Origin of the sequence: Bradyrhizobium sp. SBR1B (assembly GCF_014198205.1) — a bacterium.
Taxonomy (GTDB): Bacteria; Pseudomonadota; Alphaproteobacteria; order Rhizobiales; family Xanthobacteraceae; genus Bradyrhizobium.
The window spans coordinates 173,927-186,984 of the sequence record NZ_JACIHC010000014.1 but is presented as its reverse complement, the minus strand read 5'-3'; the positions used below and the strand labels follow the sequence as shown (position 1 = coordinate 186,984).

The window sequence follows — 13,058 nt, the reverse complement described above, 5'->3', positions numbered from 1 at the left end:
CAGGCTCTAGAGCTTGTAGGCCGTGCGGAATCCACCCCAGTGCCGGCCCTGCACGCGGATCGGAACGTCGATCTCGCGCATCATCACCGTATTCCCGTTGCCCATGTCGCGCGCATAGCTCTGCACCAGGTACGAGCGCAGGTTGCGTGCGGCCGCCAACCCCGCCGGATCGTTGAATATCCTGCGGTTGCGACTATTGGCTGTGTTCCAGGCGACGTCGCCCGGTCGCTGCGGGTGCGAATAGATCTTGTTGTGCACCGGCAGGAAGCCGTTGCGGTCGACCATGGCGCAGAACGCCATGCGCTGGTCCTTGGCCAGAAAGACCTCCTGGAACGGCGGCAGCGCGCGGTCGGCCCAGTCGAGATATTTCGTGCGGTATTGCTGCGGATTGGTTCCGGCGATTTCGGCGTAGTCGGTGTCGAAGAGATCGTCGATCCCCACTTCGCCGCGGGCAAGGGCCTGCTCGAAGATCTTGGTCAGCGCGTTGCCCGCTTCCATGGCGCGGGTGACGAACTCCGTGTTCTCTTCGTGGATCGCCCAGAGCCTGTCCTCGATCTTTTCGCTGAGCTCGGCATTGGGACCGACGAATTGCGCGCGGGCCCCGGCCTTGGATTGCTCGATCACGCGCAGGCGGCAGGCGCCGACGGCTTCGAGGGTGCCTTCGATCATCGCTTGCGGTGCAAGCCGGCCCGCATCCGCGCCACCGATCAGCACGCCCTCCATCGAGATTTCATAGACCGGCATCACGCCGCGCGCGGTTTCGAGCTTCAGATGGCAGGGCAGCCGTTCGGTCTTGCGGCGGTCGTCATGCTCGCTCTGGCGGAGCAGCACGGCGCAGCGCGATTTCAGCTTCTGTGCGAAGGTGGTGACGGCCTTGCCGGCACTGGCGACGTTCTCGCCATGGCTCTCGGCCGCCTTGGTCGCGGCATCGATCTCGGCTGCGCTCTCGCCGACCGAGACGATGAACTCCGAGGCGCTGGCGGCGTTGCCGGAGACTTCGCTGGTCGTGGCGTTCTGTTCGGCGACCGCGCCGTTGACGGTCTCGAAGACCGGGCGGATCGCCTCGATCGCCTGCGAAATGCGGTGCACGGCATCGGCGGAGCCGGCGGCGTCGCGCTGCAGCGCGTCGATCTTCTTCGTAATCTCTTCCGTCGCCCCTTGCGTCTGCACCGCGAGGGCCTTGACCTCGGTTGCGACGACCGCAAAGCCTTTTCCCGCAGCGCCCGCGCGTGCGGCCTCGATCGTCGAGTTGAGCGCGAGCAGCGTCGTCTGCCGCGCGATCTGTGCGATCAGGTTGACGACATTGCCGATGGCGGCGGAGGATTCGCGCAGGCGATCGACATTGGCACGGGCTTCCTGCGCCGCGGCGCTGGCCTCGTCGGCGAGCTTGCCGGCCTCGCGAACCTGCGCCCCGATCCCTAGCGCGGACTGGGTGAACTTGTCCGCGGCATGGGCGAAGGTGGAGGCGGTCGATTGCGCGGCATTGGTCCGGCCGGTCAGGGCGTCGGTGCGGTCGCGGATGGCGGCAAGCGTCGATGCGGTCGCTTCGGCGCCGCCCGCCACCGAATTGGCGGCGCGCTCGAGCTGGCGGATCATCGCGCCGAGCTCGAGTTCCAGCAATTCCAGGATTTCCCGCGCCGAATCACCTTCGGCCGGGGCGGGCTCGGACTGGGCCACCGGCGGTGCGGCCTCTGCGGCTGCCACGGGCGCGGCCATATCCGGCAGACGCTTCCGAAATAGTCCGAATGCCATCAGGTCTCTCTTGTCGGGGGACGCTCGGAGGTTATTTTCGCAGGCTGGAATGAAGTCAGGGTTAACGATGCCTCACCTCTGGGCAGGGGCCTGTACGGTGTTACCTTAAAGTATCCGAGACCCTTTCATTCCGGTGGGTTGGCGGCCTATAAGGCCGCGTTTCCCACCCTCATTGGCGTACGATTCCAAGAGATCCCCGAGAGACCACGCATGGCCGGACATTCCCAATTCAAGAACATCATGCACCGCAAGGGGCGGCAGGATGCCCAGAAGTCGAAGCTGTTCGGCAAGCTGGCGCGGGAAATCACCGTCGCGGCCAAGCTGGGCACGCCCGACCCCAACATGAACCCCCGCCTCCGCGCCGCCGTAATCGCCGCGCGGCAGGAGAACATGCCGAAGGACAATATCGAGCGCGCCATCAAGAAGGCACTCGGCAGCGACGGCGAGAACTATGACGAGATCCGCTACGAGGGTTATGGCCCCGGCGGCGTTGCCGTCATCGTCGAGGCGCTGACCGACAACCGTAACCGCGCCGCCTCCGACATCCGCTCCTTCTTCACCAAATCGGGCGGCAATCTCGGCGAAACCGGCTCGGTGTCCTTCATGTTCGATCGCACCGGAATCATCGAATACGACCGCAGCGTCGCCTCCGACGACGCCGTGCTCGATGCCGCGATCGAGGCCGGCGCCGACGACGTCGTCTCCGGCGAAGCCGGTCACGAGATCTACGCCTCGACCGAAGGCTATCGCGACGTCGCCAAGGCGCTGGAAGCCAAGTTCGGCGAGCCGCGCAGGGCCGCGCTGATCTGGAAGCCGCAAAACACGGTCGCGGTCGACGACGAGACCGGCGAGAAGCTGCTCAAGCTGATGGACCTGCTCAACGAGCACGACGATGTCCAGCACGTCTACGCCAATTTCGAGGTGTCGGACGCGCTGGTGGCGAAGATGGGCGGGTAGAGCCTCACCTCACCCTCCGCTGTCGTCGTCCGGCTTGACCGGGCGACCCAGTATTCCAGAGACAGCAATGGGAATACGGAGAAGCCGCGGCGTACTGGATACCCCGCCTTCGCGGGGTATGACGCCCGGAGTCTGTGGTGGGCGGTGCGGCTCACTAACGCCCCCACTTCCCCTGTTACTTCCGTTCTGTTTCTGTTTCCCCCACGGCAGCCAGCCGCTATCACTGGCCCATGACTGCGCTCCCGATTCGTGGCCCCGTTCGCATCATCGGCATCGACCCCGGCCTGCGCCGCACCGGCTGGGGCGTGATCGAGGCTGAGGGCAATCGCCTGATCTACGTCGCCTGCGGTTCGGTGGAACCGCCGGACGATTTGCCGCTGGCGCGCCGGCTGCTCGCGATCCATGAAGGGCTCGCGGCCGTGCTCTCGAACCATCAGCCGATGGAAGCCGCGGTCGAGCAGACCTTCGTCAACAAGGACGGCGTTGCGACACTGAAGCTCGGCCAGGCCCGAGGCGTCGCCATGCTGGCGCCCGCAATGTTCGGCATCTCGGTCGCCGAATACGCGCCGAACCAGGTCAAGAAAACCGTGGTCGGCGCCGGCCATGCCGACAAGCAACAGATCGCGATGATGCTGAAGATATTGCTGCCCAAGGCCGAGCCGCCGTCCGCCGACGCCGCCGACGCGCTCGCCATCGCCATCACCCACGCCCATCACCGCCAGAGCACCGCGCTGCGGCTGAAGGTGGCGGGGTTATGATCGGCAAACTCAAGGGCCTGATCGATTCCTACGGCGAGGATTTCGTGATTCTTGACGTCGGCGGCGTCGGCTATCAGGTGCATTGCTCGACGCGCACGTTGCAGCATCTGCCCAAGCCGGGCGAAGCTGCCGTGCTGTCGATCGAGACCTATGTCCGCGAGGACCAGATCAAACTGTTCGGCTTCCGCACCGACCAGGAGCGCGAATGGTTTCGCCTGCTCCAGACCGTGCAGGGCGTCGGCGCCAAGGTCGCGCTCGCCGTGCTCGGCACGCTGGCGCCGGCCGATCTCGCCAATGCCATTGCGCTCCGCGACAAGGCCGCGGTGGCGCGCACGCCCGGCGTTGGTCCCAAGGTCGCCGAACGCATCGTCACCGAGTTGAAGGACAAGGCGCCGGCTTTCGCCAATGTCGATCCGGCCGTCGTGCATCTTGCCGGTGCGGTCGACGACCAGCGCGCGCCGCGGCCCGTCGCCGATGCGATCTCCGCGCTGGTCAATCTCGGCTACGGCCAGCCGCAGGCCGCCGCCGCGATTGCGTCGGCCTCGCGCAGTGCGGGTGAGAACGCCGAGACGGCGCAGCTCATTCGCCTCGGCCTGAAGGAACTGGCGAAGTGAGCGCGGCAATGGTCAGTCTCGTAGGGTGGGCAAAGCGCAGCGTGCCCACCACTCTTAGGGCGATCGGAGAGATATCGTGGGCACGGCGCGAAGAGTGCCTTTGCCCACCCTACGGGGAGTTCGCCAAGTGAGCGATCCCAAGGCCTCCCGCATGGTCTCGCCCGAGCGCCGCAGCGACGATGTCGGCGACACCGCGCTGCGCCCGCAGTCGCTGTCCGATTTCGTCGGCCAGCAGCAGGCGCGCAAGAACCTCTCGATCTTCATCGAGGCGGCGCGCAAGCGCGGCGAGGCGCTGGATCACGTGCTGTTCGTAGGTCCCCCCGGCCTCGGCAAGACCACGCTGGCGCAGATCGTGGCCAAGGAATTGGGCGTCGGCTTTCGCGCGACATCGGGTCCCGTGATCGCCAAGGCCGGCGATCTCGCAGCTCTCCTCACCAATCTCGAAGAGCGCGACGTACTCTTCATCGACGAGATCCATCGTCTTAGCCCGGCGGTGGAAGAGGTGCTCTATCCCGCGATGGAGGACTTTCAGCTCGACCTCATCATCGGCGAGGGCCCGGCGGCGCGCTCGGTGAAGATCGAGCTGTCGAAATTCACCCTCGTCGGCGCCACCACGCGTGCCGGCCTGCTCACCAATCCCTTGCGCGATCGTTTCGGCATTCCGGTCCGGCTCAATTTCTACACGATCGAGGAGCTCGAAAGCATCGTCAGCCGCGGCGCGCGCGTGCTCAATGTCGGCATGAGCGCGGATGGCGCCAACGAAATCGCCCGCCGCGCCCGCGGCACGCCGCGTATCGCCGGCCGCCTGCTCCGCCGCGTGCGCGATTTCGCCTCGGCGGCCGATGCCGACAAGATCGACCGCAAGATCGCCGACCACGCCCTGAGCGCGCTCGAGGTCGATGCCGCGGGCCTCGACGCGATGGACCGTCGCTACCTCACGACCATCGCGATGAACTATGGCGGCGGCCCGGTTGGCGTCGAGACCATGGCCGCCGCGTTGTCCGAGCCGCGCGATGCGATCGAGGACATCATCGAGCCCTATCTGATCCAGTGCGGCTATCTCCAGCGCACCCCGCGCGGCCGTCTGCTCACCTCGCACGCCTTCCGTCATCTCGGCATCGCCGAGCCCTCGCGCGATGCGGCGGCACAATTCGGCCTGTTCGGCACGGACGAGAGCGACGACTGAGCTGCGCCAATGCAGCGCGCTCCTTCTGTCATGAATTTCTGGTAATCTCGTGCAGACGGTCTGCATGAACGCACCCCAATTCCGCTCCAATCAGACCGCATCAACAAGGCGCATCTCGATCGGGCTTCCATGATTACGCGCCGTCATTTCATCCGTTCCATCGGCGGTCTGTCCGCCCTCGGCATCTCGACCGCCGCCTACGGCGTCGGCGTCGAGCCGGTGCTGCGGCTTCGCGTCACCCGCTATCATCCGAAGCCGCGGCAATGGCCGGCGGATTTTTCGCTGAAGATCGCGGCCATCGCCGACATCCACGCCTGCGATCCCTGGATGTCGCTGGAGCGGATCGAGGGCATCGTCGACCGTGCCAATGCGCTGAAGCCTGATATCATCGTGCTGCTCGGCGACTATGTCGCCGGCCTTCACCACGTCACGCGCCTCATCCCGTCGCGCGAATGGGCGAGGGTGCTGGCCGGACTCAAGGCACCGCTCGGCGTCCATGCCGTCATGGGCAATCACGATTATTGGGACGACAGGACCGTGCAGCAGGCGGGGCACGGACCGACCATCGCGCATCGGGCGCTGGAGGCGGCCGGCATCCCCGTCTACGAGAACGACGTCGTGCGCCTCACCAAGGACGGCCGTCCGTTCTGGCTCGCCGGGCTCGGCGATCAGCTGGCCTACTACCCCTCAAAGCGCTATGGCCGCGCGCATCGGCTCGGCGCCGACGATCTCGCCGGCACGCTGGCGAAGGTCACCGACGATGCGCCGGTCATCCTGCTCGCGCACGAGCCCAACATCGCGCCGCTCGTACCCGGGCGCGTCGCGCTGCAACTGTCCGGCCATACCCATGGCGGCCAGGTTCGTCTGCTCGGCTGGTCACCGGCGGTTTCGCCCAAGAACGGCGTGCGCCTCGCTTATGGCCACTTCCGCCTCAAATGCGACCTCATTGTCTCCGGCGGCCTCGGTTGCAGCATCATGCCGGTCCGTGTCGGTGTGCCGCCCGAGATCGTCGAGGTGACGCTGGGAAGGACAGGGCTCGCTGTGTCCTAGCAACGCTTGCGCGTCCGGCCGTTTTTGCGCAAAACGGACCTATAGCGACAAGCGAAGAGGCTCGCGACGTGACAGCTCATCTCGACGGCGAGATCCGCGACGGCCGCCACCACATGCAGGTCCGCGTCTATTACGAGGACACGGACTTCTCCGGCATCGTCTATCACGCCAATTATCTGCGCTACATGGAGCGCGGCCGCACCAATCACCTCCGGCTGATGGGTGCCGAGCAGCAGGCGCTGTTCGATCAGGTGGAGACGGAAGGCGCGGGCTTCGCCTTCGTCGTGCGCTCGATGCATCTGGATTTCCTGAAACCCGCGCGGATGGACGACGTGCTCGATGTCGTGACCTGGCCGGTCGCGGTGAAGGGAGCCTCGATCATGCTGGCGCAGGAAGTGCGTCGCGGCGGGGAAGTTCTGGTGAAGGCCGAGGTCCGCGTCGCCTTCATCAGCGGCGGCCGCGCGCAGCCGATCCCGAAATCGATCCGCGCGTTGATGAAGGCCGATCTGATTTCGTGATCGCCCGATAAGTGATCGCCCGATTTGTGATGGCCTATCGACTCCAGCAGTTGGGGCGATAGATTGCGGCCCCGACCAACCGATGAGGCCATCATGTCGCGCCCGCCGCTTCCGCCCTTCACCCGTGAGACCGCCGTGCAAAAGGCCCGCATGGCCGAGGACGCCTGGAATTCACGCGACCCGGTGCGCGTCTCGCTCGCCTATACCGAGGACAGCCGCTGGCGCAATCGCTCCGAGGTCTTTCAGGGCCGCGAGGCCATCGTCGCCTTCCTCACCCGCAAATGGGAGAAGGAGCTGGACTACCGCCTGATCAAGGACCTCTGGGCCTTCGACGAGAACCGCATTGCCGTGCGCTTCCAGTACGAATGGCACGACGCGGGCGGACAGTGGTATCGCTCCTACGGCAACGAGCAGTGGGAGTTCGACGAGCACGGCTTGATGAAGCGGCGCGAGGCGTCGATCAATGATATCGCGATTGCGGAGAAGGATCGCCGGTTTCACTGGACCGCGCCCGGGCCGCGACCCGCGGATGTGCCGGGGCTGGGGACGGATCCCTTCTGATGTTCGCGAGATAGCGCGGCGGGCGCGCTGCACCCTCTCCCCTATGGGAGACGGTGGCTCGCCGCATGGCGGCGATACGGTGAGGGGTCTTTCTCAGCGAGTCCGGAATCGTAGGGTGGGCAAAGGCGCACTTGCGCCGTGCCCACGTCGTCTCGCCAAACAGGCAGGACGTGGGCACGCTTCGCTTTGCCCACCCTACCGCACTGAGTTTATCGAAGCCGGTGCTGCTTCACCCTCTCCCCTTGTGGGAGAGGGTGGCTCGCCGCGCAGCGGCGAGACGGGTGAGGGGTATCTCTCCGCTCGTGAACATCTTGCTTGTGGAGAGATACCCCTCATCCGGCGCTTCGCGCCACCTTCTCCCACAAGGGGAGAAGGGAAGAATCTACGTGGCGACGATTGCGAACTACGTGCGCCTTGCCAGAAACCGCGTAATCGCCCCACCGAGCTTCGCATTGTCCATCGGCTCGGCCAGCGATGCTCTTGCCGTCGCCACCACGTCATCCGGCGCCTTGCCGTCGCGCAGATCGCAGCACACTTGCGCAAACGCCACGTCGAACTCCGGGTGCGGCTGCACGGTCAGCGTGGTGCCATTGGCGTAGAGCAGGCCGGCATGCGGGGTGAACTCCGACGACAGGATCGTGAGCGCGTCGTTGGGTGGCTCGATCACCTGGTCCTGGTGCGAGGCGGCGATGGCGACGGCTTCGCCCTCGACGACGCCGTTCTCCGGCAGCACCCGATAGACATGCCGGCCGATGCCCCAGCCCTTCTCGGATTTGCGCACGGTGCCGCCGAGCGCCTGCGCGATCAGCTGATGGCCGAAGCAGATGCCGACCATCGGCGTCTTGTTGGCGTAAGCGGTGCGGACGAAATCTTCCAGCGGCGCGATCCAGTCGAGCCCGTCATAGACGCCGGCCGCCGCGCCGGTGATCAGCACGGCCTCGAGCTTGCCCGGATCAGGAAGCGCGTCGCCATTCGGGATGCTGACGACGTCCACCGTAGCCGTCGGGTCCTCGGTGCGGACCATGCGTTCGAACATGTCCGGGAACGAGCCGTGCTGCTCCCGATATTTTTGCGGGACCTGTCCGGTCTCGATGATGGTGATGCGTGCCATGTGCCCCCGGAAGGTTGCGAAGCTCAGTCGCTTTCTGCCCGATATTGCTGGTGTGACGCTGTACGCTCCAGCAGTGCGCTTTCCTTGCGGACCTCGTTGAGAAAGGCCTTGGCGAGGCGCGACAGCGGCTCGGCCTCCGACCATAGCATAGAGGCGACCGCGTGCGTCGTCGGCGTGAACGGGCGGACGACGAGGCCGCTGCCGCCGTTCTGCCGCGGCGAGTAGGGATCGACCACGGCGGCGCCGACGCCGGCGGCAGCCAGCACGCAGGCCGTGTTGCAGTAGCGCACCTCGACGGTCGGCTGAAACGGCGCGCCGGCGCGGGCAAAACTGTCGCGCACGGCTTCACCCAGCCGCGTGCCGCGTTCGAGCCCGATGAAAGGCAGGCCGGACAGATCCGAAGCCGAGATCACGGGTCTGTCGGCGAGCGGGTGCTGCGGCGGCAATACGCATACCATCTCGCCGGTATGCACCACCTCATGCGCGATGCCGGGATGATGCGTCAGCCCGAGCGCGAAGCCGAGCTCGGCGACGCGGCTGAGCACGCCCTCGATGATGCCCTCGTAGCGGCGCACGTCGAAGAACACGCGCGTTTCCGGGCGTCGTCGCAGGAATCCCGACAGCGCTGAGGGAATGATGCTGTAGGCGAGCGGCGGCGTCGCCACGATGGCAAGATGCCCGGAGCGGTTCTCGCGCAGATCGCGCACGCGGTTCTCGAGTTTCGCGTGCAGCGCGAAGATCGCCTCGCTCTCCTTGTACAGCGCCATCGCTTCCGCGGTCGGAAACAGCCGGTTGTTGACACGCTCGAACAAGGCGAAGCCCGCCTGCGCCTCCATCGTCTTGAGCGCATTACTGACTGCGGGTTGCGACAGCGCCAGCTCGTCCGCGGCGGCGACCGTGGTGCGATGGCGGATGACGGCGCGCAGGATTTCGAGCTGACGCAGGTTCATATCACTGCCGATTATACTCAGGGCCAAAACATCATAGCAGAACGAATTGATTTTGCAGCCCCGCTCGCCCGTAATGGCAGCGGATTTGCACGTCGCATCAAAGGGTTCATTCGCCCATTGAGGCAGCACTGCGCACAGATTGGAGGCAAACTTGGTTCGTGTCCTTCGCGCCGCCGCAGCTCAAATGGGGCCGACGCAAAAAGCCGATACGCGCGAGCATACGCTGTCGCGGATGCTTGCATTGCTGGAGGAGGCGGCCGGCCGCGGCGCGAGCCTCGTGGTGTTCCCCGAGCTTGCCTTCACCACCTTCTTCCCGCGCTGGCTGCTCGAAGGCGAGGCGCTCGACCGCTATTTCGAGCGCGGAATGCCGAACCCTGCGGTGGCAAAATTGTTCGATCGTGCGCGGGCGCTGCGCGTCGGCTTCTATGTCGGTTATGCCGAGCAAACCGCGGACGGCCGCCGCTACAATTGCGCGATCCTGGTCGATCGCGACGGCGAGATCTTGGGCCGCTATCGCAAGGTTCACCTGCCGGGTTCGGTGGAGCCGCGGCCGGGCGCACGCTACCAGCAGCTCGAGAAACGTTATTTCGAATATGGCGATCTCGGCTTTCCCGCTTTCCGCGCCGGATCGGCCTGGGCCCACGCCATCATGGGCATGATGATCTGCAACGATCGGCGCTGGCCGGAATCCTGGCGCGTGCTCGGTCTGCAGGGCGTCGAACTCGTCTGCATCGGCTACAATTCGGCGGCCTACGATCCCAATGGCGGCACCACCGAAGACGGCGCCTTGCGCACCTTCCACTCGACTTTGGTGACGCAGGCCAACGCCTACATGAACGCGACCTGGGCGATCTCGGTGGCGAAGGCGGGCGAGGAGGACGGCTCCGGGCTGATCGGCGGCTCCTGCATCGTCGATCCCAATGGGCGTATCGTCGCGCAGACGCAGACGCTCGCCGATGAAGTGATCGTCGCCGACATCGATCTCGATCTGTGCCGCCAGGGCAAGGACAAGATGTTCAACTTCGCCGCTCACCGGCGGCCGGAGCAATACAGGGTGATCACTGAACGTGCCGGCGTCATCGAGCCGGCCGTTCTCGACGCGGATTGATTTCAAACGGCCGGTCGCGGCGCCAGCCAAAGGAGCTGACATGACACGCCTTTCGCATTTCCTCGCCCTTGCAACCCTGGTTGCCGCGACGTCGGCACAGGCGGCCGAGCTTCCGGCGGAGATCAAGCAGGCGGGCACGCTGAAGCTCACGGTCAACTCCACCTACGCGCCGATGGAATACCGCGATCCCGCGACCAATGAGCTCGTCGGGCTCGACATCGATCTGGCCAACGAGCTCGCCAAGCGGCTCGGCGGCCTCAAGATCGTCTGGAGCGAGACGCCGTTCGCCGAGCTGATCCCTTCGCTCCAAACCAAGCGTGCCGATTTCATCATCTCCGGCATCTCGGACCGCGCCTCGCGGCGCGAGACCGCCGATTTCGTCGATTACCTCCAGACCGGCCCGCAGTTCTTCGTGATGGCGGACAATGCGGCCAAGGACGCGACCGATCTCTGCGGCAAGAAGGTCGGCACCACCCGGAGCACCAGCTTCCCGGTCGAGATCGAGAAGTGGAGCAAGCAGAATTGCGAGCCGGCCGGCAAACCTGCCATCCAGTATGTCCCCGGCGAGAACTCGATCGACGTCCGCAACCAGCTCAAGCAAGGCCGCATCGACGCCGCCGTGCAGGGCAGCGAGACGCTGCCTTACGCGCAAACGCAGGAGCCCGGAAAATACCGCGTCGTCGGCGAGCCCTTCGCCAAAGGTTACCAAGGCATCATGTTCCGCAAGGACGATGCCGCCCTGCGCGAAGTCGTGACGGAGAAGCTCGCCGCCATGATCGCCGATGGCGCCTACAAGGCGGTTCTCGATAAATGGGGCTTGGGTGCGAACGCTGTCGCCCAGCCCATGCTCAACGCGGCGCCGCAATGAAGCCGGCGCCGGCACTCGCGGAAGGTTTCCCCGATCTGTCGGGGATGAGGATCGCGCGCGAGCCGCACTGGTTTCGCTGGCTCAGCGCCGCGCTGATCATTCTGGTGCTCGCGGCCATTGCGCGCGCGTTTGCGAACGGGCAGATCGAATGGTCCTATGTCAGCCGCTTCCTGACCGCAAAAGTCATCCTCGAAGGCATCGTCAACACCATGGTGATGGCGGTGCTGGCGATGGCGCTCGGCATCGTGCTCGGCATCGTCGTCGCGATCATGCGGCTGTCGCCCAATCCGGTGCTGAAGACGGTCGCCGCCGGCTACACCTGGCTGTTCCGCGGCACGCCGCTGATCCTGCAACTCTTGCTGTGGTTCAACCTCGCGCTGGTGTTTCCAACCATCGGCATTCCCGGCCTGTGGAGCGCGCGCGCCGTCGACGTCATGACGCCCTTCCTTGCCGCGCTGCTCGGGCTCGGCATCAACCAGGGCGCCTACACGTCCGAGGTGATGCGCGCGGGAATGTTGTCGGTCGACATCGGGCAGTATGAGGCGGCGCAGGCGATCGGCATGGGACGGCTGCGCGCGCTGCGCCGGATCGTGCTGCCGCAGGCGATGCGCGTGGTGATCCCGCCGCTTGGCAACGAGTTCATCGGCATGGTGAAGGCGACCTCGCTTGCGAGCGTCATCCAGTATCCGGAACTGCTGCACAACGCCGAGAACATCTATTACGCCAATTCCCGCGTGATCGAGCTCTTGATTGTCGCCGGGCTCTGGTACCTGCTCGTGGTCTCGATCCTGACGCCGCTCCAGATGCTGCTCGAACGCCGTTTTGCGCGCGGCACATTGCGGCTCGCGCGATGACAAAGCCCCTCGTCGCGATCCGCTCCGTCGCCAAGAATTTTGGCGAATTCCAGGCTCTCAAAAGCGTCTCGCTCGACGTCTGGCCCGGCGAGGTGATGTGCCTGATCGGCGCCTCCGGCTCGGGCAAGACCACGCTGCTCCGCTGCATCAACCAGCTGGCCACGATCGATGCCGGCGGCATCTGGCTCGACGGCGAACTGCTCGGGGTGCGCCAGCAAAGCGGACGGCTGCATCGGCTCACCGAGCGCGAGATCGGGCGGCAGCGGCTGAAGACCGGCATGGTGTTCCAGCGCTTCAATTTGTTTCCGCACAAGACGGCGCTGGAGAACATCACCGAAGGCCCGCTCCAGGTGCAGGGCCGCAAGCTAGATGAGGTACGCACTGAAGCGCTCGAGCTGCTGCGCCGCGTCGGATTGTCTGCGAAGGCGGACTGGTATCCCGCCCAGCTTTCGGGCGGCCAGCAGCAGCGCGTCGCCATTGCCCGCGCGCTGGCGATGAAGCCGATGCTGATGCTGTTCGACGAGCCGACCAGCGCGCTCGATCCCGAGCTTGTCGGCGAGGTGCTTGCCGTCATGAAGGAGCTGGCGCGGAGCGGCATGACCATGATGGTGGTGACGCACGAGCTCGGCTTCGCGCGCGAGGTCGCCGACCGCGTCGTCTACATGGACCAGGGCGCGATCGTCGAACAGGGCCGCGCATCGGACGTGTTGGGCGCCCCGCGCGAGGAGCGCACCAAGGCATTTCTTTCGGCTGTGATCTGAACGGGAGCGT

The 13,058-nt window shown here is 65.6% G+C and carries 14 protein-coding genes; 11 read left to right on the top strand and 3 right to left on the bottom strand.

Translation table 11 applies throughout. The features are described from left to right. Positions 1-6 precede the first annotated feature (6 nt). Positions 7-1,752, bottom strand: coding sequence for a methyl-accepting chemotaxis protein (locus GGD61_RS29070; RefSeq protein WP_177237040.1), 1,746 nt, complete (start codon positions 1,750-1,752; stop codon positions 7-9). A 210-nt stretch (positions 1,753-1,962) separates the two neighbouring features. Between GGD61_RS29070 and GGD61_RS29065 the strand changes: the two genes are divergently transcribed. The 7 genes from GGD61_RS29065 to GGD61_RS29035 all read left to right on the top strand — a co-directional run bounded on the left by GGD61_RS29065 (position 1,963) and on the right by GGD61_RS29035 (position 7,396). After that, positions 1,963-2,709 (top strand): YebC/PmpR family DNA-binding transcriptional regulator, encoded by a 747-nt coding sequence (locus GGD61_RS29065; protein ID WP_092254526.1) that lies wholly within the window; start codon positions 1,963-1,965, stop codon positions 2,707-2,709. 230 nt (positions 2,710-2,939) lie between these two features. After that, positions 2,940-3,467: a crossover junction endodeoxyribonuclease RuvC gene (gene ruvC / locus GGD61_RS29060; RefSeq protein ID WP_092254529.1), complete on the top strand. Its 528-nt coding sequence runs from the start codon at positions 2,940-2,942 to the stop codon at positions 3,465-3,467. Continuing rightward, on the top strand, positions 3,464-4,081 hold the full coding sequence (gene ruvA, locus GGD61_RS29055; protein WP_092254532.1) for a Holliday junction branch migration protein RuvA: 618 nt from the start codon (positions 3,464-3,466) through the stop codon (positions 4,079-4,081). Before ruvC ends, ruvA begins: the two co-directional genes overlap by 4 nt. 151 nt (positions 4,082-4,232) lie before the next feature. Further along, complete coding sequence (gene ruvB / locus GGD61_RS29050) at positions 4,233-5,267, top strand: Holliday junction branch migration DNA helicase RuvB (RefSeq protein WP_177237050.1); 1,035 nt, start codon at positions 4,233-4,235, stop codon at positions 5,265-5,267. A gap of 129 nt (positions 5,268-5,396) precedes the next feature. Continuing rightward, a complete protein-coding gene (locus tag GGD61_RS29045) occupies positions 5,397-6,317 on the top strand; it encodes a metallophosphoesterase (RefSeq protein WP_183231693.1) in 921 nt (306 codons plus the stop codon). 68 nt (positions 6,318-6,385) lie between these two features. Beyond that, positions 6,386-6,835, top strand: a complete 450-nt coding sequence (gene ybgC, locus GGD61_RS29040; RefSeq protein WP_092254538.1) for a tol-pal system-associated acyl-CoA thioesterase — start codon at positions 6,386-6,388, stop codon at positions 6,833-6,835. A gap of 93 nt (positions 6,836-6,928) precedes the next feature. Next, positions 6,929-7,396 (top strand): nuclear transport factor 2 family protein, encoded by a 468-nt coding sequence (locus tag GGD61_RS29035; RefSeq protein ID WP_183231692.1) that lies wholly within the window; start codon positions 6,929-6,931, stop codon positions 7,394-7,396. 403 nt (positions 7,397-7,799) lie between these two features. Here GGD61_RS29035 and GGD61_RS29030 read toward each other — a convergent pair whose 3' ends face one another. Both GGD61_RS29030 and GGD61_RS29025 read right to left on the bottom strand, forming a co-directional pair. Beyond that, positions 7,800-8,507 carry a type 1 glutamine amidotransferase gene (locus tag GGD61_RS29030; protein ID WP_183231691.1) on the bottom strand — a complete coding sequence of 236 codons (708 nt, stop codon included), beginning with the start codon at positions 8,505-8,507 and terminating at the stop codon, positions 7,800-7,802. Between the two features lie 23 nt (positions 8,508-8,530). Next, positions 8,531-9,457, bottom strand: a complete 927-nt coding sequence (locus GGD61_RS29025; protein ID WP_183231690.1) for a LysR family transcriptional regulator — start codon at positions 9,455-9,457, stop codon at positions 8,531-8,533. Between the two features lie 151 nt (positions 9,458-9,608). Here GGD61_RS29025 and GGD61_RS29020 point away from each other — a divergent pair, with 151 nt between their 5' ends. The 4 genes from GGD61_RS29020 to GGD61_RS29005 are packed head-to-tail and all read left to right on the top strand — an operon-like array spanning position 9,609 to position 13,048. Further along, positions 9,609-10,565, top strand: coding sequence for an N-carbamoyl-D-amino-acid hydrolase (locus tag GGD61_RS29020; protein ID WP_092254550.1), 957 nt, complete (start codon positions 9,609-9,611; stop codon positions 10,563-10,565). A gap of 40 nt (positions 10,566-10,605) precedes the next feature. Then, on the top strand, positions 10,606-11,433 hold the full coding sequence (locus GGD61_RS29015; RefSeq protein WP_092254553.1) for an ABC transporter substrate-binding protein: 828 nt from the start codon (positions 10,606-10,608) through the stop codon (positions 11,431-11,433). Continuing rightward, positions 11,430-12,287: an amino acid ABC transporter permease gene (locus tag GGD61_RS29010; protein ID WP_177237041.1), complete on the top strand. Its 858-nt coding sequence runs from the start codon at positions 11,430-11,432 to the stop codon at positions 12,285-12,287. The genes GGD61_RS29015 and GGD61_RS29010 overlap by 4 nt, the downstream gene beginning before the upstream one ends. Continuing rightward, positions 12,284-13,048 (top strand): amino acid ABC transporter ATP-binding protein, encoded by a 765-nt coding sequence (locus GGD61_RS29005; RefSeq protein ID WP_092254559.1) that lies wholly within the window; start codon positions 12,284-12,286, stop codon positions 13,046-13,048. Before GGD61_RS29010 ends, GGD61_RS29005 begins: the two co-directional genes overlap by 4 nt. Positions 13,049-13,058 lie beyond the last annotated feature (10 nt).

Excerpts from the sequence above, each read along its gene's own strand:
- GGD61_RS29015 (WP_092254553.1), top strand. The coding sequence starts at position 10,606 with ATGACACGCCTTTCGCATTTCCTCGCCCTTGCAACCCTGGTTGCCGCG.
- GGD61_RS29065 (WP_092254526.1), top strand. The coding sequence starts at position 1,963 with ATGGCCGGACATTCCCAATTCAAGAACATCATGCACCGCAAGGGGCGG.
- GGD61_RS29030 (WP_183231691.1), bottom strand. The coding sequence starts at position 8,507 with ATGGCACGCATCACCATCATCGAGACCGGACAGGTCCCGCAAAAATAT.
- GGD61_RS29070 (WP_177237040.1), bottom strand. The coding sequence starts at position 1,752 with ATGGCATTCGGACTATTTCGGAAGCGTCTGCCGGATATGGCCGCGCCC.
- ruvB (WP_177237050.1), top strand. The coding sequence starts at position 4,233 with ATGGTCTCGCCCGAGCGCCGCAGCGACGATGTCGGCGACACCGCGCTG.
- ruvC (WP_092254529.1), top strand. The coding sequence starts at position 2,940 with ATGACTGCGCTCCCGATTCGTGGCCCCGTTCGCATCATCGGCATCGAC.
- GGD61_RS29025 (WP_183231690.1), bottom strand. The coding sequence starts at position 9,457 with ATGAACCTGCGTCAGCTCGAAATCCTGCGCGCCGTCATCCGCCATCGC.
- GGD61_RS29005 (WP_092254559.1), top strand. The coding sequence starts at position 12,284 with ATGACAAAGCCCCTCGTCGCGATCCGCTCCGTCGCCAAGAATTTTGGC.
- GGD61_RS29010 (WP_177237041.1), top strand. The coding sequence starts at position 11,430 with ATGAAGCCGGCGCCGGCACTCGCGGAAGGTTTCCCCGATCTGTCGGGG.
- GGD61_RS29045 (WP_183231693.1), top strand. The coding sequence starts at position 5,397 with ATGATTACGCGCCGTCATTTCATCCGTTCCATCGGCGGTCTGTCCGCC.
- ruvA (WP_092254532.1), top strand. The coding sequence starts at position 3,464 with ATGATCGGCAAACTCAAGGGCCTGATCGATTCCTACGGCGAGGATTTC.
- GGD61_RS29035 (WP_183231692.1), top strand. The coding sequence starts at position 6,929 with ATGTCGCGCCCGCCGCTTCCGCCCTTCACCCGTGAGACCGCCGTGCAA.